Consider the following 22,065-nt stretch of genomic DNA (forward strand, 5'->3'; position numbering starts at 1 on the left):
TTCGTCTGACAACACTCCCGACAATTTGCTTCGACTGACAAAGGATTCCGTGGTGGCGACCGCAAAGAAGAAATCGTCCAAGAAGAACGCGAAGAAGACGAAGACGGCTTCGCCCGCCCGTGCCGCCAGGAAGCAGGGCGCGGCAAAGTCGCGCGCCGCCAAGAAGAGCGGGCGCGTCGGGAAGAAGGCTAAGAAAGCGACCAAGAAAGTCGTCAAGAAGTGGGGCGCGAAGAAGGGGGGCAAAAAGGCGGTCAGGAACGCTGCCAAGAAGGTCGCCAAAAAAGCCGTGAGAAAGGCCGCGAAGGCGGCGCCGAAGCGGCAGACTGCAAAGGGCGCCGCGCCGACGCCTGCAAAGCCTGCCACGTCGAACGCTCCCGCGCCCGGGAAGACACCAAAGGCAGGGCCAGTGCCGAAGCAACCCAAGCGGCCGGCCGTTGCTCCCGTGTCCGCTCCCGCGTCGGCACCGGCCGCCGACCGCGGCAACATCTACTACATCACAACGGCGATCGCGTATCCGAACGGCCAGCCGCATATCGGTCACGCCTATGAGGCGATCGCGACCGACGCGCTGGCGCGCTTCCAACGGCTCGACGGCAAGGACGTGTTCTTCCTCACCGGCACCGATGAGCACGGCCTGAAGATGATCCAGACGGCGCAGAATGAGGGGATGACGCCATTCGACCTCGCGACCCGGAACGCCTCCCGCTTCAAGGAAATGGACGAGCGGCTTAACGTCTCGTTCGACCGCTTCATCCGCACCTCCGAACCCGCGCACCACAAGTCGGTGCAGGCGATCTGGCGTCGCATGCAGGAGAGTGGCGACATCTATATCGACACCTATGCCGGCTGGTATTCGGTGCGCGACGAGGCCTATTACGCCGAGGAGGAGACTGTGGTCGGCGAGGACAATGTCCGCCGCGGCCCGCAGGGCACACCGGTCGAATGGGTCGAGGAGAAGAGCTATTTCTTCCGCCTCTCGGCCTATCAGGACAAGCTGCTGCAGCTCTATGAGAACCAGCCCGATTTCATCGGCCCGGACTCGCGGCGCAACGAGGTGATGAGCTTCGTGCGGGGCGGGCTGAAGGACCTTTCGATCTCACGCACCACCTTCGACTGGGGTGTCAAGGTCCCCGATGATCCCGAGCACGTGATGTATGTCTGGGTCGATGCGCTCACCAACTACATCACCGGCGTCGGCTATCCCGATGAAGCGGATGCGCACTGGCGCTATTGGCCGGCCGACGTGCACGTCATCGGCAAGGACATCATCCGCTTCCATGCCGTCTACTGGCCGGCCTTCTTGATGTCCGCGGGCATACCCTTGCAGAAGCGCGTCTACGCGCACGGCTTCCTGTTCAGCCGAGGCGAGAAGATGTCGAAGTCGGTCGGCAACGTGGTCGACCCCTTCAATCTTGCCGAGCAATATGGCGTCGACCAAGTGCGCTATTTCTTCCTGCGCGAAGTGCCGTTCGGCCAGGACGGCAACTACAACCACGAGGCCATCGTGGCGCGCATCAATGCCGACCTTGCCAACGACTTCGGCAACCTGGCGCAGCGGTCACTCTCGATGATCGCCAAGCAGCTCGGCGGCGTGCTGCCGGAGCCCGGCGCGTTCAGCGAGAATGACAAGGCGATCCTGACGCAGGCCGACGCCATGTTGGAGGCGTCGCGGACCGCCATGGCAACGCAGCAGATCCATCAATGGCTCAACACGGTCTGGGCGGTGGTTGCCGAAGCCAACCGCTATTTTGCCGGTGAGGCGCCGTGGGCGCTGGCGAAGACGGATCCTGTCAGACAGAAGACGGTGCTTTACGTCACCGCCGAAGTCGTGCGTCAGATCGCGATCATGGCGCAGGCCGTGATGCCAGCGTCCTGTGCGAAGATGCTCGACAGTCTCGGCATCGCTGCGGATGCCCGCAGCTTTGCGGCGCTGGCCGAGCGGATCAAGCCGGGTACGATCCTGCCGGCGCCAGTCGGCGTGTTTCCGCGCTACGTGGAACCGAAGACTGAGTGAGCGGTTCGCAGCGTCATGCTCGTCGACAGTCACTGCCACCTGGATTTTCCCGATTTCGCCGATGACCTCGACGCGATCGTCGGTCGCGCCGAGGCGGCCGGCATCGGCCGCGTGGTCACGATCTCGACCCGGTTGAGGCGGCTCGGCGGGCTATTGGCGATCGCCGAGCGCTTTCCCGACGTCTACTGCTCGGTCGGCACGCATCCGCATCATGCCGATGAAGAAGACGGCATTTCTGCAAGCGAGCTCGTCGAGCTCACCAGGCATCCGAAGGTCGTAGCGCTCGGCGAGGCCGGGCTCGATTACTTCTACGAGCACGGTTCGCGTGAGGCGCAGGAGCGCGGCTTCCGCGCTCATATTGCCGCGGCGCGCGCGACGGGCCTGCCGCTCGTCATCCACACCCGCGAGGCCGACGAAGATTGCGGCCGCATCCTCGAGGATGAAGTAGCGAAGGGGCCGTTCAAGGCCGTCCTGCACTGCTATACCGGCGGGCGCGAGCTCGCGATGAAGGCGATCGCCCTTGGGCTGTCGATCTCGTTCACGGGCATCCTGACCTTCAAGAAATCGGACGCGCTGCGTGCCTTGGCCGCCGAACTGCCGGCCGACCGCATCATGGTGGAGACCGACGCGCCCTATCTCGCGCCCGGCAAATTCCGCGGCAAGCGCAACGAACCGTCTTATGTCGTCGAGGTCGCGAAAGTGCTGGCGGAGACGCGCGGCGTTTCGCTCGAGGAGATTTCGCGACAGACCACCGAAAATTTCTTTCGACTGTTTTCCAAGGTGCCGGCCCCGAAGGAGACCGCATGACCGTGACGTTGACGATCCTCGGCTGCGGCTCTTCGGCCGGCGTGCCGCGGCCCGCGTTGGGTTGGGGCGCGTGCGATCCCAGCAATCCGAGAAACCGCCGTCGCCGCTGCTCACTGCTGGTCGAACGCAAGGGGGCGCACGGCATCACGCGGATCGTGGTCGACACGTCGCCCGACCTCCGCGAACAATTGATCGACGCCAATGTCGACCATATCGACGCGGTGTTCTTGACGCATGAGCACGCCGACCAGACGCACGGGATCGATGATCTCCGCTCCGTCGTGCTGCACCAGCGCCGGCGCATTCCGGTCTATTTCAACCAGTCGACCGCCAAGGATATGATGGCGCGGTTCTCGTACTGCTTCATCTCCCCGGAAGGCAGCGATTATCCGCCGATCCTGACGCGCCATGCGATCGAGGCCGGCGAAAGTCATACCACCGAAGGAAAGGGCGGCCCGGTGAAGCTCGACGCCTTCCTGGTGCACCATGGCAAGATTCCCGCGCTCGGGTTTCGTGTCGCCAATGCCGCCTACACGCCCGATCTCCACGACATTCCCGAGGAGAGCTGGCCGGCGCTGCAAAACCTCGACCTCTGGATCGTGGATGGCTTGCGCTATGCACCCCATCCCAGCCACTTCAGTGTCAGTGACGCGTTGTCGTGGATCGAGCGCTTCAAGCCGAAACGCGCCGTCATCACCAACATGCATTCCGACCTCGACTACGAGGTGCTGCGGCAGTCGCTGCCGTCCAACGTGATCCCGGCCTATGACGGCATGCGGTTGGAGCTGCAAAGGGCAGGCTGATCGCTCAGGCGTCATTGCGAGGAGCTCGCGACCAAATTGCAGAAGCAATTTTGCGCTGAAGCGACGAAGCAATCCATCGATCCGTGGGCGCGGAGGCGATGGGTTGCTTCGGGGATGCGCGACCCGTCGGCGCGCAATGAGACTCAGGCCGAGATCGCCTTAGCGGACCCGACCTCGTTGCGCAGCAGGAATTTCTGGATCTTGCCGGTCGAGGTCTTCGGGATCACGCCGAACACCACTGACTTGGGTGTCTTGAAGCCCGACATGTGCTCGCGGCAATAGGCGATGATCTCGGCCTCGGTCGCCTTCGCGCCCGCCTTCAGCTCGATGAAAGCGCAGGGCACTTCGCCCCACTTTGCGTCGGGCTTGGCGACGACGGCCGCGAACAGCACGGCCGGATGCTTGTAGAGGATGTCCTCGACCTCGACGGAGGAGACGTTCTCGCCGCCGGAGATGATGATGTCCTTGGAGCGGTCCTTGATGATGACGTAGCCGTGCTCGTCCAGCACACCGAGATCGCCGGTGTGAAACCAGCCGCCGGCAAAAGCTTCCTGAGTTGCCTTCTCGTTCTTCAAGTACCCCTTCATCACGATGTTGCCGCGAAACATGACCTCGCCAATGGTCTGGCCGTCGCGCGGCACCTCGCGCATCGTCTCAGGATCGAGCACCGTGACGCCTTCCTGCAGCGGATACGACACGCCCTGGCGCCGCTTCAGTTGCGCGCGCTGGTCGGCTGAAAGCCCGTCCCAGCCCGGCTGCTCTGCGCAGACCGAGGCGGGGCCATAGACCTCGGTCAGGCCGTAGACATGGGTCAGCCTGATGCCAATACGCTCGGCGCCTTCGAGCACGGCGACCGGCGGCGCCGCGCCTGCGATCAGTCCGATGACAGGCCTTGCCTTGCTGTCCGCGGGCGCGTTCGGCGCGTTGATCAGCGTGTTGTAGACGATCGGCGCGCCGCACATGTGGGTAACGCCGTGCCCGGCGATCAATTCAAATATCTTTGCCGGATCGACCTTGCGCAGGCAGACATTGACGCCAGCCGTGGCCGCGACGGTCCAGGGGAAGCACCAGCCGTTGCAGTGGAACATCGGCAGCGTCCAGAGATAAACCGGATGCTGACCGAGATTGCCGGCCAGGATGTTGCTGACGGCGTTCAGATAGGCGCCGCGATGGTGAGTCACCACGCCCTTGGGATTGCCCGTGGTGCCCGAGGTGTAGCTCAGCGCGATCGCGTCCCATTCATCGGCCGGCAGCCGTTCCCCGAAAGCAGGGTCACCGATGGCGACCGCTGCCTCGTATTCGATCTCGCCGATCCGTTTGCTGCCGGCGAAGGCCGCATCGTCGACGTCGATCACGAACGGCTTAGGGCCCTTCATCAGCGACAAGGCTTCGGCGATCACATCGGAGAATTCGGGATCGACGAGGATGATCCTGGCGCCGCCATGGTCGAGCTGGAACGCGATCGACGGCGCGTCCAGGCGGATGTTCAGCGCGTTCAGCACCGCGCCGGCCATCGGCACGGCAAAATGCAGCTCGTTCATCGCCGGGACGTTCGGCAGCATCGCCGCGACGGTGTCGCCATATCCGATGCCCTGTCCGGCCAGATAGGACGCAAACCGCTTGCAGCGCTCGTAAGTCTGCTTCCAGGTGAAGCTGCGACCTTCATAGACCGCGCTGACATGGTCGGGATAGACAGCGGCCGAGCGTGCCAGGAAACTCAGCGGTGTCAGCGGCACGTAATTGGCCGGCGTCTTGTCCAATCCGATTGAGTACTGGTTTTGAGCTCCACTCATGGCTCTGTCCAATCGCAAGGTACTTACAGGAAGCCGATCGAAATCCATGGGAAGATGGCGACAATGATCAGGCCGATCAACAGCGCCAGCATGTAACCCCAGATCGGCCGGATGCCTTCGGCCGGATCGACGCGCCCAATGGCGCAAGCGGCATAATAGCCGACGCCGAACGGCGGTGCGAACAATCCGATACCCATCGCCAGGATGATGATCATGGCGTAGTGCACCTCGTGGACGCCGACGGCGTGGGCGATCGGGAACAACAGCGGCCCAAACAGCACGATCGCCGGAATGCCCTCGAGCACGCTGCCAAGGATGACGAAGGCCAGGATCGAAACCGCGATGAAGGTCGCAGAGCCCCCGGGCAAGCCGGTCATCGATGCTGCCAGCGCCCGCGAAAAGCCCGACTGGGTCAGGCCCCAGGCCATGCCGGTGGCCGCGCCGATGATGAACAGGATCGCCCCCGACAGGCACGCCGTCTCGACCAGCATCGGCAACAGCCGCCGCCAGTTGAACTGACGGTAGATCAGAAGGCCGATTACGAAGGCATAGACGATGCCGATGGTCGACACCTCGGTCGCAGTCGCGATCCCTTCGACCACCGCATAGCGGATCACGAAGGGCAAGGCCAACGCGGGCAGGGCGAACACGAAGGCGCGCCCGATTTCGCTCGGCTTGGCGCGCTGCACGTGGCTGAGGTCCTCGCCACGGTAGCGCCACCACACCAGCGCCGAGAGAGTGATCGCGAGCACGACGCCCGGCAGCAGGCCGCCGGTGAACAGCGCCGATATCGAGACACCGGTCACCGAGCCGATGGTGATCAGCACGAGGCTCGGCGGAATGGTTTCGGTCTGCGCGCCGGTAGCGGCGAGTAGGGCGACGAGATCGCCGGGCTTGGCGCCGCGTTGCTTCATTTCCGGAAACAGCACCGGCGCCACCGCTGCCATGTCGGCGGCCTTCGATCCGGAAATGCCCGAGACCAGGTACATGGCGCCGACCAGCACATAGTGCAGGCCGCCGCGCACATGCCCGAGCAGGCTCGCCAGAAACGCGACCATGGCCCGCGCCATGCCGGTCATCTCGATCAGGAGGCCGAGGAAGACGAACAGCGGCACCGCGAGCAGGATCAGGTGGCTCATGCCCTCGTCCATCCGGCCGACCAGCACCATCAGCGGGGTCCGCGTCGTCAGCGCCAGATAGCCCAAGACGGCCATGCCGAAGGCAAAGCCGATCGGCACACCGGCGAAGACGCAGAAGCCGACCACGCCGACGAAGAAGATAATGAGGTTGAGATTGCCGAGGGGCCGTAACACGGGCTGTGCGAACCAGAACAGGGCAATCAGCGCGGCAACCGTGATCACGGCCAACAGCAGGGCCTTGACGTCACCGACGCGCGCCAGCCGGAGCAGCGCGAACAGTGCCATCAGGCCGGTGCCAATCGGCAGCGCCGCCGCGCGCCAGGTGTTGGAAATCTGCAGCGCCGGCGTGGTGATGAAGCTTTCCTCGTAGGCATATTCGTACGCCGGCCGCACGATCAGGATCAGGAAAGCCAGCGCGGCGCAGGTCGCGACGACGTCGAGATAGGCCCGCATGGCCGGCTTGGCATTGGCCACCATCACCGTCATGCGCATATGCTCGCCGCGGCGCAGCGCCACCGCCGAGCCGAGCATCGCAAGCCACAGGAACAGGATTGACGCCAGCTCGTCCGACCAGATCAGCGGCGCGTGCAGCACGTAGCGCGCGATCACGCCCGCGAACAGGATGATGACCTCGGCGACGACCAGGGTCGCCGCCGGGATCTCCACCAGAAGGCCAAGAGCAATATCGATGGAACCGAGGACGGAGCGGCGGCGAGGGGACTGCGACGCCGCCTCGCCGGCCACGGCCGGCGTCATCTCGACATGAGCCATGGCGAGCCTCCCGTTCTATTGATCAGGACAGTTTGCCGACCGACTTCTCGAGCAGCTCCCAGGCCTTCTCGCCATACTTGCCCTTCCATTCGGCGTAGAAGCCGGCGGCGCGCAGCTTGTCGCGGAATGGCGCCACGGCCGGCTGATTGAAGACGAGTCCCTTGCCGGCGAGCTCCTTCTGGACCGACGCATTGAGCTTCTCGGTGTCTTCGCGCTCCTTGACTGCTGCGGCGTTGACATGCTTGGCGACGACGGTGCGGATATCGTCCGGCAGCGCCTGCCAGGCGCGACGGTTCATCAGGAACCAGAAGCCGTCCCACATATGGTTGGTCAGCGAACAGTATTTCTGCACCTCGTACAGCTTCGCTGCCGAGATCAGCGCCAGCGGATTTTCCTGGCCCTCGACGATCTTGGTCTGGAGCGCAGAATAGACCTCGCTGAAATTGATTGAGGCGGGCGATGCGTCGAACGCCTTGAACATCGAGGTCCACAACGGCGACACCGGCACGCGGATCTTGAAGCCCTTCAGGTCATCCGGGCCGTTGATCGGCTTGGTCGACGACGTGGTCTGGCGGAAGCCGTTGTCCCAGATCTTCTCCATGACCTCGAGCCCGGCCTTGTTGATCTCGCCGCGCACATAGGCGCCGAGGTCGCCGTCCATGGCCTTCCAGACCGTCGGATAATCAGGGAATGCGAAGCCGATGCCATTGATCGAGGCCGCCGGCACCAGGGTTGCCAGGATCAAGCCGGACAGCGTGAAGAACTCGACACCGCCAGACCGCACCTGGCTCAGCATGTCGGTATCGGAACCGAGCTGGCTGTTCGGGAACACCTGCAGGTCGAACCGGCCGTTGGTCTCGGTCTTGATCGCCGCGGCCATCTCCCGGGCGCGCGCCACGAACGGATGCGATTCCGGCAGGTTGTTGGCGAACTTGTAGCTGAACTCGGCCGTCTGGGCGCGCGCAACGTACGGGGCGCCAATTCCGCCCAGAACGGCGGAAGCGGCGGAGACCTTCAGCAGCGTGCGTCGTGAAAAGCTCATCGGTTTCTCCCTCGGAGAGGCTTGTTGTTGTTCTGAGATGCCATCCTATACGGACCTGATGCCGCGGGGTCACCAGCGATCTCGGCTCAGGCCGCGCTTATTGCAGCGTCCGTACGCCGCGGCAATATCGGCTTTCAGACGAGGATCGATCACGGCGGATCGACGTGCAGCCCGCAAGGGGCGCGATGAGCTTGGCATTCGGCACGGCGCGATCTCACCAGATGCGATCCAGTGCGAGGAAGTCTCGCTAAATATCTGATCTAATTGTAGATATAAATATTCCATAATATACCTTATGCGAATTAAAGGCAGCCAATCCTCCAGTCGGTTCGACCTTGCCTGCTCTGCCGCGCAAGCCCGATCCAACAGGCTCTTGCGGCAATCGCTCACGCTCAAATCGGGATCGATCGAGACGGAACCGCGCCACTGTCCCGGCGTTGTGCGCAGGCCACGCGAGGGCTTTCGCCATGAGGTTCGAGCTCGGTCAAATTTCAACGCCTGGCGGCTTTGGCCGAGGTTCCAACTTCCTGCTCAGAGTTCTCGCATATGCCGCCTTGGCAGCTATGACTCCGGCCGCACTCGCATCCGACGCTGCGCATCATTCACCGGTCGTGCAGGAGCAGCCCTCCGCCGGAAATGACCGATCGGACCCAGGTCAGCAACCGCAACTGGATCGCGGGCCGGCCCAGCCCACTCCAGCGCAGCCGCCAACACTTTGTCAGGCACTCGCCGCGGCAGCGGCGACCAGGGCTCTGCCAGTCGATTTCTTCACCCGCCTCATCTGGCAGGAAAGTCGCTTCAAGCCGGACGCGATTAGCCCGAAAGGTGCACAGGGCATAGCTCAGTTCATGCCGACAACGGCAAGATCGAGCGGGCTTGAAAATCCATTCGATCCGCTGGAAGCAATAACGAAATCCGGTGATCTGTTGCGCAACCTGCGCAATGAATTTGGCAATCTTGGCCTTGCCGCCGCCGCCTACAACGCCGGACCTGCCCGGGTCCATGAATGGCTCGGCCGCCACCGGCCGCTTCCGCTGGAGACGCGCTCCTACGTGCGAATTATTACCGGACATAATGTCGACGAATGGGCCGAAGGCCAGTCCGGTCCAGCGAATATGCCGTCCATCATGGGGCTGCCGTGCGATACAGCCGGGATGATGTCGCTTGAACCCAAGCCGGATCCCAAACCATGGGGTGTGGAGGTCGTCGGTGCGCCGACACCAGCAAAGGCCCTTGACCGCTACCGCGAATGGCAGCCGAAATACGCCGCGATCATTGGCGACCGCGAACCTCAGGTGGTTGTACGCGGAATCTTGGGCCAGATGGGCGCAGCGCGGGTACGGGTTGGCGAGGACACCCAGTCCGGGGCCAAGCGGCTATGTGAGGCGCTGCGAGCAGCCGGGACCTACTGTGAAGCGCTGCGAAACTGAGTTGGGCCGCATCCCGAGCGCATGATCCGGCACGATGAATCCGGAGACGCGCTTGGAAGCATGGTCGCCTCAGGCAAGCGCAGATTTGACCATGTCCGCCGCCAGGCGAACTGCCGCCTGGCTCGCGCTGACTGATGCGATCCCTCGGCCCGCAATGTCGTAGGCCGTGCCGTGCGCGGGAGTGCAGATTGGAAACGGAAAACCGCCGAGCAAGGTCACGCCGCGGTCGAAGCCCATCAGCTTCATCGCGATCTGGCCCTGGTCGTGATACATCGTCAGCACCGCATCGAAGGCGCCGGCCCTGGCACGCAAAAACACCGTGTCGGCGGGAAACGGCCCCTCGGCGGCAATGCCGTCGTGCTTGCCGGCCGCGACGGCGGGCGCGATGACGTCGATCTCCTCGCGGCCAAAATTGCCGCCGTCGCCGGCGTGCGGATTGAGCCCCGCGACCGCAATGCGCGGCCTGGCGAAGCCGGCGTTGCGCATGCAGGCATCGGTCAACCGGAGCGCGCGATGGATGCGTTCGGTGGAGAGCCGCCCGGCCACATCCTTGAGCGGGATGTGCGAGGTGACACGCGCGTTCCAGAGTTCACCCAGCACGTTGAACTCGCTCGCCGGCGTCTTGAGCCCGGCCACCTCGGCGGAGAACGCGATCTCGTCGTCGTAGTCGGCGCGGGCCAAGCGCATTGCCTGCTTGTTGAACGGTGTAAAGCAAACGGCGTCGACACGCCCGTCCCGGCCGAACTCCAGCGCATGCCGGTAGTTCGTCAGCGCGAATTTGCCGCCGGCAAGGCTAGCAATCCCTTGCTCGATTTCGGCCGGATCAAGATGGCCGAGGTCGACGAAGAGCACCTCGCCCCTCGCCGCACGAAAGTCGGCGCCCTGCTCCACCGTCGTCAGCTCCGGCGTAACGCCGGCGACGCGCGCGCCCTCATCGAAGATGCGGCGGTCACCGATGACAACCAGCCGAGTGCGGGCACGGAGGTCATCCAGCGCCACGAGCTTCGCCGTCAGCTCCGGGCTGATGCCGGCGGGATCTCCCATTGCCAACGCAACGAGGGGCTTTGCAGTCATATGATCACCTTCTCCTGGCTGGTCGTCTCGGCGGTGGGCTTGCGCCAGACGCGGGCGAGCTGAAGCGCGAGCGGAAGCAGCAGCAGCGCGATGCCGGCTACGATCAGGCACGTCACCAGCCGGTTTGCAAAGAATATCCCGAGCGATCCCTTGGACATCAGCATCGATTGCCGGAACGCGTCCTCGGCCTTGTCGCCGATGACGATCGCGAGCACGAGCGGCGCCAGCGGATAGAACAGTTTCTTGAAGAGATAGCCGAGGATGCCGAAGCCGAGCATCATGACCACGTCGAGATATGAGTTCGACACCGAATACGCACCGACGACGCAGATGATCACGATCAGCGGCGCGATCACGACGAAGGGAATCCGCATCAGGGCGGCAAAGACCGGAACGGTCAGCAGCACCAGCGCGACCGCCACGATATTGCCGACATACATCGAGGCAATCAGGCCCCAGACGAAATCCTTCTGATCGACGAACAGCATCGGCCCGGGATTGAGGCCCCAGATCATCAGGCCCCCCATCATGACGGCCGCGGTGGCCGAGCCGGGAATGCCGAGCGAGAGCATTGGCAGCAGCGCGCTGGTCCCGGCGGCATGATCGGCCGTCTCCGGCGAAATGATGCCTTCGACCTCGCCGGTGCCGAAATGGCGGCCACGGCGCGAGAAGCGGCGGGCGATGCCGTAGCTCATGAAGGACGCCGCGGTCGGACCGCCCGGCGTAATCCCCATCCAACATCCGATCGCAGCACTGCGCAGCAACGCCACGCCGTGTCGAGGCAGCCGGGCGACCGCTCGAAGCACCTCACGCCAATCGATCTTCGACGAAACGGCGCGGGCATGAAACTCCTCCTCGACCGCAACCAGCAGCTCGCCGATGCCGAACAGTCCCATCACCGCGACGACGAAGCTCACGCCCTTGACCAGTTCGTCGATGCCCATGGTGAGGCGCACGCTGCCGGACACGGTGTCAATCCCGATCGCGGCGATCGCAAACCCGATCGCGAGTGCCACCACGGTCTTGATCGGTGCCGCGCCGCCCATGCCGACGAAGCTCGCGAAAGCGAGGAAGTACACCGCGAAATATTCCGGCGGCCCAAAAGCGAGCGCGACCTGCGCCACCCACGAGGCGAGGAAAGTGATCAGAATGACGCCGACCAGCGCGCCGAACGCCGCCGAGCCGAACGCGGTGGCAAGCGCCGTCGTCGGGCGGCCGTCGCGCGCCATCGGGTAGCCATCAAAGGTGGTCGCAACCGACGACGGCTCTCCCGGAATGTTGAACAGGATCGACGTCACGGAGCCGCCGAACAGCGCGCCCCAATACATGCTGGAGAGCAGGATGATCGCCGAAACCGGCTGCATGCCGAAGGTCAGCGGCAGGAGCAGCGACACGCCGTTCGGCGCGCCCAGCCCCGGCAGCACGCCGACCAGAATGCCGAGCAGCACACCGGCCGCCATCAGGACCAGATGTGGCACGGTGACCGCGATGGTAAAGCCGTGCAGGAGTTCCTGGAGATTGTCCATCGGTCCTCCCCTTCAGAACCCGAGCGCCGCGGCGAGCGCGCCGTGCGGCAGCGTCACCTGGAACATGCGCTCGAACACGACGTAGAGCGCGAGCGCCGTCGCCGCCGCCATGACCAGCGCCATGGGCACGGATTGCTGCCGGGGGACCGCAAGCACCGCGAACACATACAGCGCCGAGGCAAGATACATCCCGAGCAATGGGATCGCGGCGACGAAAAGCGCGGCCGGCACGAACAGCCCGGCAAGCCGGCGCAGCTCGAGCGGCGTGACGGCGACGGGCACGCTTGCGGGCGTCGCCGCCGGCAGGACACCGCGCACCAGGTTGTAGAGGCTCCCGAGCACGATGATGATGCCGGTCAGGAACGGAAACGTGCCGGCGTCCACGCCCGCAGTCGACCAGCCGATGCCGTTGTCGAGGCTGGAGACGACGACTGCCACACCGAAACCACCGGTGAGGACGGCAGTCGCAAGCTCAAGAGCGCGGCGCGATATCATCAAGGGCTCCTGGTGGCGCGAGACAACAGGGCATCATGGCGCGTGGACGTCCGACTACTTGACGAGCCAGCCCTGCTCGCTCGCGACCTGCTTGACGTGCTCAATGTCCTGCTTGATGAACTTGTCGAGGTCGGGCCCGGTCAGGAACGTATCGACCTGGGAGGTTTTCTCGATGTAGTCCTTCCATTCCGGCGTGGCCTGCACCTTCTTCATGAGGTCGATGTAGAACGCAGTCTGATCGGGCGTGACCTTGCCGGGCAGCCACACCGTACGCGGCTGCTCGTACTGCTTGATGTCGAGCCCCTGCTCGACGCAGGTCGGCACGTCGCTCCAACCTTCTGTCGCCGTGACCTTGGCACCCTGTGGCAGCCGCTTGGGGCTGAAAGCGCAGAGCGGCCGCTGCGTGCCGCCGCGCCATTGCCCGAGGCTCTCGCTGGGATTGTTGACGTGAGAGTCGATGTGCCCGCCTGCGAGCTGCACGGCGGCTTCCGCGCCGCTCTTGAAGGGAATGTAGGTCAGCTTGACGTGACCGACCTTCTCGATCATGCGGGTCAGCACCTCGTCGGTATCCTTCGACTGCGCGCCGCCCATTTTGAAGTCGCCCGATGCTGCCGCTTTAAGGTAGTCCCCTGCCGTCTTGTAGGGCGCGTCCTGCTTGACCCAGAGCAGGAACTCGTCCTGCGCCATCGCCGCGATCGGGGTGAGATCGGTATAGTTGAAAGCGACCTTGGAGACGAGCGGCTGCTGCCAGGCATTCGACGTGCCGAAGATCACCTTGTAGGGGTCGCCCGCAGAGGCCTTGCCATAAACATAGCCTTCAGCACCGCTGCCGCCGCCCTTGTTGACGACGACGATCGGCTGATCGGTGAGCTTGTACTTGGTGATGATGTTCTGCACCGCACGGGCGAGATTGTCGGTCCCGCCGCCCGGCCCGGCCGTGGCCACGAACTCGATCGGCTTTTGCGGTTGCCAGGCGGCACGCGCCGGCATCGTACCGGCGAGCGCCGCTGCAGCCGCGGCAAGCAGAAGTGTTGATGTCCGACGCATGATCTCCTCCGGCTGATCTTTTCTGTTGTTCTGGTCGGTCGTATCGATGTCCGCTAGGCGACGCGCTGCTTCCCCTTCCCGGACGCCGAAACGATTGCGCCTTCTTTCTCGAGCGCTTCGATTTGCTCTGTATCGAACCCATGCTCGGCCAGCACCGCGCGCGTATGCTCGCCATAAACCGGGGCGCCTGACTGCACCTTGCCCGGCGTCTGCGAGAATTTGACGGGAAGACCGATCGTCTTCACAGGGCCGAGCGTGGAATGCTCGACCTCGACGACCATTTCGCGCGCCAGCGTCTGCGGATCGCTCAGCGCCTGCAGCATGTCGTGCACGGGTCCGCACGGTACGCCCTTCTCGTCGAGCACCGCGAGCCAATGCGATCGCGGCCTGGTGCGGAAGCGTTCGCTCAAGACAGCCTCGAGCTCCTTCAGATTCGCCATGCGGTCGGCGCCGGTCACGAAGCGCGGATCGGCGGCGAGTTCGGTGGCGCCGAGCGCTTCCAGCATCAGCAGCCAGTGCTTCTTGTTGGCGCCGCCGACCACGAGCCAGCCGTCGGACGCCTCAAAGGCCTGATAGGGCGCGTTAAGCGGATGCGCCGAGCCCATTGCGCGCGGCGCGGTGCCTGCGGCAAGTGCGATGGTCGATTGCCAGTAAGTCTGCACCAGGGCCGCTTCATAAAGCGACGTCTCGACCCATTGCCCCTCGCCGGTCTTCAGGCGGTGGGTATAGGCGGCCAGAATTCCCATGCTCGCGAGCAGCCCCGCGGTGATATCGGACAATGGCGGACCGCATTTCACCGGCGGCCCGTCGGGACGCTCGCCGGTAAAGCTCATGATGCCGCTCATCGCCTGCGCCACCAGATCGAATCCCCTGCGATGCTTGTACGGGCCGGTGCGGCCAAAGCCCGACAACGAGCAATAGATCAGCGCCGGATATTCCTTGTGCAGCTCTTCATAGCCGAAGCCCAGGCGCTCCATCGCGCCAGGCGCGAAATTTTCGACCAACACGTCGGCGCTCGCGATCAGGCGCCGCAGCACCCGCTTGCCGCCATCGGTCTTGAGGTCCAGCACGATGCCGCGCTTGTTGCGGTTCATCATCAGGAAGGAAGCCGCCTCGTCGCCGATCTTCGGCGGCACCGAGTGGCGTGTGTCATCACCGTTCGGCCATTTCTCGATCTTGATGACATCCGCGCCCATGTCGGCGAGCATCAGCGTGCAGGTCGGGCCCGCCATCACATGGGTGAGATCGATGACCTTGAGGCCGGCAAGCGGTCCCGAACGGCGAGAGGTGGATTGCGATCGATCGCTTGGCATCGGCGCCTGCCCTATTGACCGCGCCACTGCGGCGCGCGCTTGTTGAGGAAAGCATCGAGCCCTTCGCGAAAATCCTGGCTCGTGTAGCACATCAGGATGAGGTCTTCGCCCTCGTCCCGCGTCAGCCGCTTTTGCAGGCGGGCCACCGCCTGCTTGGTTGCGTTCAATGTCAGCGGCGCGTGACCGGCCATCAGCCGGGCGACTTCTTGCGCACGCTGGTCGAGCGCCGCAACATCGTCGACGACCTCGCCCAGCAGTCCCAGGCTTGCGGCCTCGGTGGCATCGATCAGCCGTGCAGTGAAGATCAGATCCTTGACACGCGCGGCGCCAATGAGCGCGATGAGACGGCTGATATTGGACATCGACAGGCAGTTGCCGAGTGTCCGGGCGATGGGAAATCCGATCTTGGTACTTTTCGTGCCGATCCGCAGGTCGCAGGCAGCGGCAATGCCTGCGCCTCCGCCGGTGCAAAACCCGTTGATCGCTGCGATTGTCGGGACCCGACACTGCTCGAGCGTGGTCAGCACGCGATCGATCCGGTTCTCGTAGTCGAGTGCGTCCTGCGGCGCCTTGAATTCGCGGAACTGGTTGATGTCAGTCCCCGAGGCGAAGGCCTTGTCGCCGGCGCCGCGCAGCACAAGCACCTTGATCGAATGATCGCCATTGGCTTGCTCGCAAATCGCGGCGAGCCGCTCATACATGGCGAAGGTGAAGGCGTTGCGCGCCTGCGGTCGGTTGAAAGTAATCCGCCCGACACCGTCCTGCTGCTCCAAAACCAGGTCTTCGCTCGCTGTGACCTCTAGGTCCATTTCCTCACGTCCCGTCGCTTTTTGTCTTTTTGAATGCAAAACTCGAAATATTCAAGCTATAATTCCTGCCATCGCGCTGAAAAGTTCAAATTTGCATGCAAAAAGGGTTTGGCCGTGCTTCACGAGGAGGTTGTCGGACGCATTCGCGCCATCCTGCTGGATGGCGAAATCCCTCCGGGCGCGCGGATCCCCGAGCGCGAATTGTGCGATCGGCTGGAGATTTCGCGCACGCCGCTGCGCGAAGCGCTGAAGGTGCTCGCCGCCGAAGGCCTCGTGCAGTTGCTGCCCCATCGCGGCTCACGCGCGGCAAAGCTGACGGACCGCGACATGCGCGACCTGTTCGAGGTCTGCCAGGGCCTCGAGGCGCTCGCCGGCGAATTGGCCTGCGAACGCATCACGGACGGCGAGATCGACGCGATAGCGGCGACGCATGCGGCCATGGTGCAGCATTACCGCGAGGGCGACTTGATCCAGTACTATCGGGGTAATCGCGCGATTCATGAAGCCATCGTCACCGCGGCCGGAAATCCCGTACTCACGGGCCTCTATGCTTCGGTAACGGCGCGCATTCGGCGCGCGCGCTACGTTACGCCGATGACGTCGCAGCGCTGGGCGCGCGCGGTCCAGGAGCACGAAGCGATTCTCAACGCGCTCCAGCGCCGTGACGGCGTTGGCCTCTCCCACGTCTTGCGCGCCCATCTTCGCCACAAGCGCGAGGAGGTCTTGCAAGCAGGATTCGCAGACACGGACGGAATCGATCTCCCCCGCCAAATCGCGTGAGATGCCTTGCTAGACCCTTTGCGCGTGCTCGTGCCCGCCGCGGTCGCCTAACCTTCTCTGGCGATCCTAGTTCCTAACGGAAGTTTAGTGTTCGGGGGCCGAACAATCTGCCGGTCCGGCGCGTTTTGCCATTGTTCCTCGGACCCCTCACGCGGTTGAGCAGATTGTAATGATCCGTTCGGCGATCGTCAGAACAGTTTCTGTCTGCGCCCAATTTCACTGGGCAGTGATCGTCGCCGGAGTGGTGTTGATGGCGGCAGCGGCCGTCTTCGATGTGACGCGCTTTTCGATCAACACTGACGTCGAACGATTGATCGCGCAGGACTTGCCTTGGCACGCGCGACAGATCGCCTTCATGCGCGCGTTTCCGCAGAAGGGCATCTCGGCGGTCATAACCGCGTCCACGCCGGAAAATTCCGAGCAAGCGACAAACGCGCTTGCGCAGGCTTTGAAACAGAATGCCGGCCTCTTTCCGCGAGTCGCGCAGCCCGACAGTGGAGATTTCTTCGATCGCAACCAGCTTCTGTTAGGCTCGACGTCTGATGTCAGGCGGACCATCGCTGGCCTGACCCAGGCGGAGCCGCTCCTGAGCCAACTCGCGCGGGATCCGAGCCTGCGCGGCGTCATGAACGTGCTGACGTTTGCGGCAGATCAAGTGCGGCACGGACAGCTCACGCTCGAGCAGTTGAAATGGCCCCTCACGCTGGCTGCCGAAACCCTCAATGACGTGTTGTCCGGCAAACCGGCCAGCTTCTCCTGGAAGGAACTGTTGCAGGGGCATCACTCATCCCTGGAGGAGCGGCGGCATTTCCTCGAGATCGAGCCCCATCTTGATTTCACCAAGTTGCAGCCGGGATCGGCTGCCGACCGGGGCATTCACGACGCCGCGGCGCAACTGGACCTCAAGCAGAAGTTTGGCGCTGTCGTCAAACTGACTGGCCAAGTCCCCATGGACGATCAGCAGTTTTCGGTCATACGAGACAGCGCGTTGCGCGACACGCTCACCGCCGCGGCGGGGGTCCTGATCGCCCTGTGGTTGGCGCTGCGATCATGGAAGATCATTGCCGCCGTCTTCTTCAGCCTGCTCGTGGGCCTTGCGACAACCGCAGCGCTCGGGCTCGCAATGGTCGGCTCGTTCAACCTGATCTCGATCGCGTTCTTCGTGCTCTTTGTGGGGCTTGGCGTCGACTTCGGCATTCAGTTCAGCGTGCGATATCGCGCCGAGCGGCACGACCTCGGCAAGTTGCAACCGGCGCTGGAGAGCGCGGCGAAGAAGGTCGGCACCCCCCTCGCCCTGGCCGCGGCGGCAACGGCCGTCGGCTTCTTCGCATTCCTGCCCACCAGCTATAGCGGTCTCTCCGAACTCGGATTGATCGCCGGCTGCGGCATGCTGATCGCGTTTGCGTGCAGCATCACACTGGTGCCGGCGATGCTGGCTCTGCTCAATCCGCCGGGCGAAGCCGCGCATGTCGGTTTCAGGTCGCTTGGACCGCTGGACGATTTCCTACAGCGTCACCGCATCGCCGTTGTGGTGGCAACCATCGGCGTGGTCGTCGCGGCTTCTCCGCTGTTGTTGCACCTGCCGTTCGACTTCAATCCCGTCAACCTGCAGAGCCCAAATTCTCCGGCTGTCGTAACCTATCGAGAATTGCAGAGTGATCCGGAAACCAGCGGCAGCGATGCCGAGGTGTTGGCAACGTCGATCGAACAAGCCACGGCAACAGCGACGCGGCTCAATGCGCTCCCGCAAGTGTCTCGCACCGTCACGGTGAACAATTATGTTCCCAGCGATCAAGATACCAAGATCGCAGAATTGAGATCGGCGTCGGGTAGACTTCGCCCCGCACTCGCGCCGAGAAATCACACCGCTCCAACCGACGAGCAGGCCGTAGCTTCGATAAGGAACGCGGCAAAGACACTGTCGGAAGCCTCCGGAAGCCAACAAGGCGCCGCCGCGGATGCTGCGAGGAACGTGGCGACCCTGCTGACGCGTCTCGCCGAGACGGACGCCGGCACGCGCCAGAAGGCCGAAGCCGCCGTGGTGTCACCGCTGCTCTTCGACCTCGAACAATTGCGCCAAGGCATGTCTCCTCAGCCGATAAGCATTAAGACTCTGCCGCCCGACCTGCTCCGCGACTGGGTGCTGCCCGATGGCAGGGCGCGTGTCGAGGCGCTCCCCAAAGGCGATCCAAACGACAGCCACGTTTTGCAGGAATTTGCCGCAGCGGTTCTCAGCGCAGAACCCACGGCTGCGGGAGCGGCCATCACCTACTACGAGGGCGGCCGCACCATCACGGCCGCCTTTATCGAAGCGGGGGCATTTGCTCTGGTCGCGATTTCAGTCCTGCTCTTTGTCACTTTGAGACGATTCACGGACGTCCTGCTGACCATCGTTCCGCTGCTGCTCGCCGGTGCCGTCACTCTCGAGATCTGCGTACTCGGCGGCCTCGCCCTGAACTTTGCCAACATCATCGCTCTCCCCCTGTTGCTGGGAGTCGGTGTCGCATTCAAGATTTACTACATCATGGCTTGGCGCGCCGGGAAGACTGGCTTGCTGCAGTCGGCCCTGACGCGCGCCGTCGTATTCAGCGCCATGACGAACGCCATCGCATTTGGCAGCATGTGGGCGTCGAACTATCCCGGCATGTCCAGCATGGGAAAGTTGATGGGGCTGGCGCTGCTCTGCACCATGGCTGCCGCGGTGCTGTTCCAGCCGGTTCTCATGGGGCCACCGCGGCAGGTCAGCGAATTCGAGGAAACCCGACAGAACCTCGATCAGGCCGCGGAGTGATCGCATTTTTGCGGAGCGGCTGGACGACCGGACGCAAGCGCACAAAGCTTGACAGGAAAACGCTCAACAGTACGTCGACGTGAGCGTGTGCGACACGAGGCTGAAACGTACGAGCTGGCGATCGCAGGCTGCGTTCAGGCAATGGCGAAACGCCCGAGCCGCGTTCCTGCGCGTGCTCGCGCTGACCAACAGTCTGCAACTAGCCGGTGGGCAGCAAGCCCGCCCGTGGTGGCATCGAGCCGGGGAATGGTTTGGCAACCATCAGGGTTCCGCGCTCGTCAACCTCCAACGCGATCTTCTGCGCGAGCATCACGTCGCCCGCCACCAGGGATCCGATGGGCCGGAAGCACCACCCGATCACGACATGGCCTTTGTCGTCGAGCTCGTAGACGTTGGTCGCGGTTCCATAGCAAATGCGATAGCGCTTGCCGGACTCATTGCCGATGACGTCGAAGCGCTTGTATCTCTCGAACTCGGACCGTTGCTCCGGCGAGAGCCAGCGGGACAACAAGGTCATCCCGCGTGCCTCGATCTTCTCATATGCGCGCCACCGCTCCAGTATCGCGGCCGCCGTCGCATAGAACGCTCCCGCCGCGCGTCGGAACGCCATTAACGCCTCGTGCGGACGAAGCCGCATCATCCGCCCACCAGCCGTGGATAGAACAAGGTTTCTTCCGCCGTCGGATCCAATGATCGCGCCAGCACCGTGTTCCCGCTCGGCCTCCGCGTCGCCGCCGTATAGCCATCCGAGATCAGTTGCTTGAAGCGGGCCTCGGCGCCGGCCAGTTGCTCGCGGTCCCCCGGATCGAAGTTATGACGGGTGTCGCCGGTGTGATCCATGACTAAAAGCGTTGCCATCGCGGTCTCCTTCTGCTGCCGTGACAATCGCAACCCGAACCCAAAGGTTCCTACCTGCCGTACCACGTTGATGTGGCAGTACTACATCTCCGGTGCCGCGCGCATGACTGTCTTTGCCGCCGAAGGCAACGCCCGAACCTTCGGTTATCGGGCGGGCGATGTTGGCTACGTACCGATGTCGATGAGCCACTTCATCGAGAATATCGGGAGCGAACCGGTGCGGTTCCTGGAACTGTTCAAAGCTTCGCGATTCATGGACGTGTCACTCGCGCAATGGATGGCTTTGACGCCTCCGGATCTGGTTGCGGCCCATCTGAAGATTGAACGCGACGTGCTTGACAAGCTGCGCAAGGAGAAGCAGCCGGTGGTTTGAGCCAGGGCGTGCCTCCCTTGAAAATCGCGTCTCTACTTCAGCGCGCGCGCCGATCGCGATGCGGCGCCGCTGCATGTTTTCACTGAGGGAGCTTGCAATGACTGACCGGAATTCATCGACGCGATTTTGTGACCTGGTCGGCAATCGTGCCTGTCGAGCGGCGCTTGGCGAACGAGGGGGCGCGCATCTGACGATCTCCAAGGACGTCCAGATGATGAAGCTCTCCGCGGATAAACCCCCGGCGCACGGACGTCATCATCCTGGACCACCGCCCTCGCGGCGGCACCCGATGATCAGTTGCGGGCCGCAGCGGACATCCTGAATTCCGGCCGGCGCGTAGCGGTCCTGGCTGGACAAGGAGCGTTGGATGCCCGGGTCGAAGTGACGGCGCTTGCGGACAAGCGGCGGCATCGGCGACCTTGGCACCGCGCCGGCCGGAACCGTGGTTGAGGATCAAGTTCAACATCCCGGCGGATGATTGCACTGTCGCAGCCCGGCGAGCCGGCGCCCCCATGGCCGCCATTGCGATATTCGGAGGAGCATTTTCGTTCCCTGGACGTTGGTATCGACGCCAATCACCTGCGAAACCAGACATGGAGAGCGACCATGCCGGAACGACGAACCATACAGAAGGCGAACCGCGACCGACGCTCGGGCAAATCAGCAACCACGCAGGCGGGCGAGTTCGTACGTGAAGAAATTCGCGATGTTCGCCGCGGCAAGCATGGAGCGAGATCGACGCAACAGGCGATCGCGATCGGTTTGTCAAAAGCGAGGCGTGCGGGAGTTCCTCTTCGACCACCCCGGAAAGGCAAGGCGAAAGCGAAAACGCGCAGAAGCGCCGAGTACGCGTATGAGGCAGGTCAAGGCAAACGAAAAACGACCCGCCGGCCCCGCGTGTCGCGTGCCGTATCCCGGACCCTCAAACGAGAACCCCACGGCACGACCTCACGCTCGGCACTGTCGAAACAAGCTCGACGGTCCGCGTCGCGCCGTTCAGCGTCGGCCCGCTCGGCGTCAGCCCGCAAGGCAGCCAAGACCAAGGGATCGACGCGGCGCTCCGCAGCCGCAAGAAAGGCGGCCCGAACCAGGGCACGTCGCAAATAATCCTGGCCGTTACCAATGCCCAGAAGACGATCATGGAAAGGCAAAGCCTATCCATCCGAACCGAGACAGTCGCCGGATGCCAAGAGAACCTAT

At 63.5% G+C, this 22,065-nt stretch carries 18 protein-coding genes and 1 pseudogene; 8 read left to right on the plus strand and 11 right to left on the minus strand.

Going from position 1 to position 22,065, the window contains the following annotated elements:
- Window positions 1-52 precede the first annotated feature (52 nt).
- Genes metG through P6U25_RS18385 form a run of 3 tightly spaced genes read left to right on the plus strand, consistent with a single transcriptional unit; the run spans window position 53 to window position 3,624 of the window.
- The gene (gene metG / locus P6U25_RS18375) at window positions 53-2,014 is read left to right on the plus strand and encodes a methionine--tRNA ligase (RefSeq protein ID WP_407146169.1); all 1,962 of its coding nucleotides are present in this window, start codon (window positions 53-55) and stop codon (window positions 2,012-2,014) included.
- 15 nt (window positions 2,015-2,029) lie between these two features.
- Window positions 2,030-2,821, plus strand: coding sequence for a TatD family hydrolase (locus P6U25_RS18380; protein ID WP_407146170.1), 792 nt, complete (start codon window positions 2,030-2,032; stop codon window positions 2,819-2,821).
- On the plus strand, window positions 2,818-3,624 hold the full coding sequence (locus P6U25_RS18385) for an MBL fold metallo-hydrolase (RefSeq protein ID WP_407146171.1): 807 nt from the start codon (window positions 2,818-2,820) through the stop codon (window positions 3,622-3,624). The genes P6U25_RS18380 and P6U25_RS18385 overlap by 4 nt, the downstream gene beginning before the upstream one ends.
- Before the next feature lie 143 nt (window positions 3,625-3,767).
- Here P6U25_RS18385 and P6U25_RS18390 read toward each other — a convergent pair whose 3' ends face one another.
- From P6U25_RS18390 to P6U25_RS18400, 3 genes are read right to left on the minus strand one after another with little or no spacing between them, the layout of a single operon-like run.
- Window positions 3,768-5,417 carry an acyl-CoA synthetase gene (locus P6U25_RS18390; protein ID WP_407146172.1) on the minus strand — a complete coding sequence of 550 codons (1,650 nt, stop codon included), beginning with the start codon at window positions 5,415-5,417 and terminating at the stop codon, window positions 3,768-3,770.
- A gap of 23 nt (window positions 5,418-5,440) precedes the next feature.
- The gene (locus tag P6U25_RS18395) at window positions 5,441-7,327 is read right to left on the minus strand and encodes a TRAP transporter large permease subunit (RefSeq protein WP_407146173.1); all 1,887 of its coding nucleotides are present in this window, start codon (window positions 7,325-7,327) and stop codon (window positions 5,441-5,443) included.
- Window positions 7,328-7,349: 22 nt separating this feature from the next.
- A complete protein-coding gene (locus P6U25_RS18400; RefSeq protein ID WP_407146174.1) occupies window positions 7,350-8,369 on the minus strand; it encodes a TRAP transporter substrate-binding protein in 1,020 nt (339 codons plus the stop codon).
- Window positions 8,370-8,836: 467 nt separating this feature from the next.
- On the opposite strand from P6U25_RS18400, the gene P6U25_RS18405 reads away from it, so the two are divergent.
- Window positions 8,837-9,799, plus strand: coding sequence for a lytic transglycosylase domain-containing protein (locus tag P6U25_RS18405; protein WP_407146175.1), 963 nt, complete (start codon window positions 8,837-8,839; stop codon window positions 9,797-9,799).
- Between the two features lie 69 nt (window positions 9,800-9,868).
- Here P6U25_RS18405 and P6U25_RS18410 read toward each other — a convergent pair whose 3' ends face one another.
- From P6U25_RS18410 to P6U25_RS18435, 6 genes are read right to left on the minus strand one after another with little or no spacing between them, the layout of a single operon-like run.
- Window positions 9,869-10,873, minus strand: coding sequence for a 4-hydroxythreonine-4-phosphate dehydrogenase PdxA (locus tag P6U25_RS18410; protein WP_407146176.1), 1,005 nt, complete (start codon window positions 10,871-10,873; stop codon window positions 9,869-9,871).
- Entirely contained in the window at window positions 10,870-12,399 is a 1,530-nt protein-coding gene (locus tag P6U25_RS18415) for a tripartite tricarboxylate transporter permease (protein WP_407146177.1), read from the minus strand. Before P6U25_RS18415 ends, P6U25_RS18410 begins: the two co-directional genes overlap by 4 nt.
- Window positions 12,400-12,411: 12 nt before the next feature.
- A complete protein-coding gene (locus P6U25_RS18420; protein ID WP_407146178.1) occupies window positions 12,412-12,894 on the minus strand; it encodes a tripartite tricarboxylate transporter TctB family protein in 483 nt (160 codons plus the stop codon).
- Window positions 12,895-12,948: 54 nt separating this feature from the next.
- Window positions 12,949-13,941: a Bug family tripartite tricarboxylate transporter substrate binding protein gene (locus P6U25_RS18425; protein ID WP_407146179.1), complete on the minus strand. Its 993-nt coding sequence runs from the start codon at window positions 13,939-13,941 to the stop codon at window positions 12,949-12,951.
- Window positions 13,942-13,994: 53 nt separating this feature from the next.
- Window positions 13,995-15,254 (minus strand): CaiB/BaiF CoA transferase family protein, encoded by a 1,260-nt coding sequence (locus P6U25_RS18430; RefSeq protein WP_407146180.1) that lies wholly within the window; start codon window positions 15,252-15,254, stop codon window positions 13,995-13,997.
- A gap of 11 nt (window positions 15,255-15,265) precedes the next feature.
- Entirely contained in the window at window positions 15,266-16,063 is a 798-nt protein-coding gene (locus P6U25_RS18435) for an enoyl-CoA hydratase/isomerase family protein (protein WP_407146181.1), read from the minus strand.
- Between the two features lie 33 nt (window positions 16,064-16,096).
- Between P6U25_RS18435 and P6U25_RS18440 the strand changes: the two are divergent.
- From P6U25_RS18440 to P6U25_RS18450, 3 genes and pseudogenes are all read left to right on the plus strand, one after another.
- Window positions 16,097-16,303 (plus strand): annotated as a pseudogene (locus tag P6U25_RS18440) (GntR family transcriptional regulator); the annotation flags it as partial.
- An 87-nt stretch (window positions 16,304-16,390) separates the two neighbouring features.
- Window positions 16,391-16,843: a GntR family transcriptional regulator gene (locus tag P6U25_RS18445; RefSeq protein ID WP_407152553.1), complete on the plus strand. Its 453-nt coding sequence runs from the start codon at window positions 16,391-16,393 to the stop codon at window positions 16,841-16,843.
- Window positions 16,844-17,012: 169 nt separating this feature from the next.
- Window positions 17,013-19,634 (plus strand): MMPL family transporter, encoded by a 2,622-nt coding sequence (locus P6U25_RS18450; protein WP_407146182.1) that lies wholly within the window; start codon window positions 17,013-17,015, stop codon window positions 19,632-19,634.
- 199 nt (window positions 19,635-19,833) lie between these two features.
- Here P6U25_RS18450 and P6U25_RS18455 read toward each other — a convergent pair whose 3' ends face one another.
- Together P6U25_RS18455 and P6U25_RS18460 are read right to left on the minus strand one after the other, a co-directional pair.
- On the minus strand, window positions 19,834-20,271 hold the full coding sequence (locus tag P6U25_RS18455; protein ID WP_407146183.1) for a hypothetical protein: 438 nt from the start codon (window positions 20,269-20,271) through the stop codon (window positions 19,834-19,836).
- A complete protein-coding gene (locus tag P6U25_RS18460; RefSeq protein WP_407146184.1) occupies window positions 20,271-20,492 on the minus strand; it encodes a hypothetical protein in 222 nt (73 codons plus the stop codon). Before P6U25_RS18460 ends, P6U25_RS18455 begins: the two co-directional genes overlap by 1 nt.
- On the opposite strand from P6U25_RS18460, the gene P6U25_RS18465 reads away from it, so the two are divergent.
- Window positions 20,473-20,865: a cupin domain-containing protein gene (locus P6U25_RS18465; RefSeq protein WP_407146185.1), complete on the plus strand. Its 393-nt coding sequence runs from the start codon at window positions 20,473-20,475 to the stop codon at window positions 20,863-20,865. The genes P6U25_RS18460 and P6U25_RS18465 overlap by 20 nt on opposite strands.
- The last annotated feature ends 1,200 nt before the right edge of the window (window positions 20,866-22,065 follow it).

The sequence above is a fragment of the Bradyrhizobium sp. ORS 86 genome, from assembly GCF_045571475.1.
Taxonomy (GTDB): Bacteria; Pseudomonadota; Alphaproteobacteria; order Rhizobiales; family Xanthobacteraceae; genus Bradyrhizobium.

Bases quoted from the DNA above. Each gene is read 5' to 3' on its own strand.
- P6U25_RS18420 (WP_407146178.1), bottom strand. From the start codon at position 12,894: ATGATATCGCGCCGCGCTCTTGAGCTTGCGACTGCCGTCCTCACCGGT.
- P6U25_RS18380 (WP_407146170.1), top strand. From the start codon at position 2,030: ATGCTCGTCGACAGTCACTGCCACCTGGATTTTCCCGATTTCGCCGAT.
- P6U25_RS18465 (WP_407146185.1), top strand. From the start codon at position 20,473: ATGACTAAAAGCGTTGCCATCGCGGTCTCCTTCTGCTGCCGTGACAAT.
- P6U25_RS18425 (WP_407146179.1), bottom strand. From the start codon at position 13,941: ATGCGTCGGACATCAACACTTCTGCTTGCCGCGGCTGCAGCGGCGCTC.
- P6U25_RS18390 (WP_407146172.1), bottom strand. From the start codon at position 5,417: ATGAGTGGAGCTCAAAACCAGTACTCAATCGGATTGGACAAGACGCCG.
- P6U25_RS18415 (WP_407146177.1), bottom strand. From the start codon at position 12,399: ATGGACAATCTCCAGGAACTCCTGCACGGCTTTACCATCGCGGTCACC.
- P6U25_RS18435 (WP_407146181.1), bottom strand. From the start codon at position 16,063: ATGGACCTAGAGGTCACAGCGAGCGAAGACCTGGTTTTGGAGCAGCAG.
- P6U25_RS18445 (WP_407152553.1), top strand. From the start codon at position 16,391: ATGCGCGACCTGTTCGAGGTCTGCCAGGGCCTCGAGGCGCTCGCCGGC.
- P6U25_RS18430 (WP_407146180.1), bottom strand. From the start codon at position 15,254: ATGCCAAGCGATCGATCGCAATCCACCTCTCGCCGTTCGGGACCGCTT.
- P6U25_RS18455 (WP_407146183.1), bottom strand. From the start codon at position 20,271: ATGCGGCTTCGTCCGCACGAGGCGTTAATGGCGTTCCGACGCGCGGCG.
- P6U25_RS18410 (WP_407146176.1), bottom strand. From the start codon at position 10,873: ATGACTGCAAAGCCCCTCGTTGCGTTGGCAATGGGAGATCCCGCCGGC.
- P6U25_RS18450 (WP_407146182.1), top strand. From the start codon at position 17,013: ATGATCCGTTCGGCGATCGTCAGAACAGTTTCTGTCTGCGCCCAATTT.
- P6U25_RS18400 (WP_407146174.1), bottom strand. From the start codon at position 8,369: ATGAGCTTTTCACGACGCACGCTGCTGAAGGTCTCCGCCGCTTCCGCC.
- P6U25_RS18460 (WP_407146184.1), bottom strand. From the start codon at position 20,492: ATGGCAACGCTTTTAGTCATGGATCACACCGGCGACACCCGTCATAAC.
- P6U25_RS18385 (WP_407146171.1), top strand. From the start codon at position 2,818: ATGACCGTGACGTTGACGATCCTCGGCTGCGGCTCTTCGGCCGGCGTG.
- P6U25_RS18395 (WP_407146173.1), bottom strand. From the start codon at position 7,327: ATGGCTCATGTCGAGATGACGCCGGCCGTGGCCGGCGAGGCGGCGTCG.
- P6U25_RS18405 (WP_407146175.1), top strand. From the start codon at position 8,837: ATGAGGTTCGAGCTCGGTCAAATTTCAACGCCTGGCGGCTTTGGCCGA.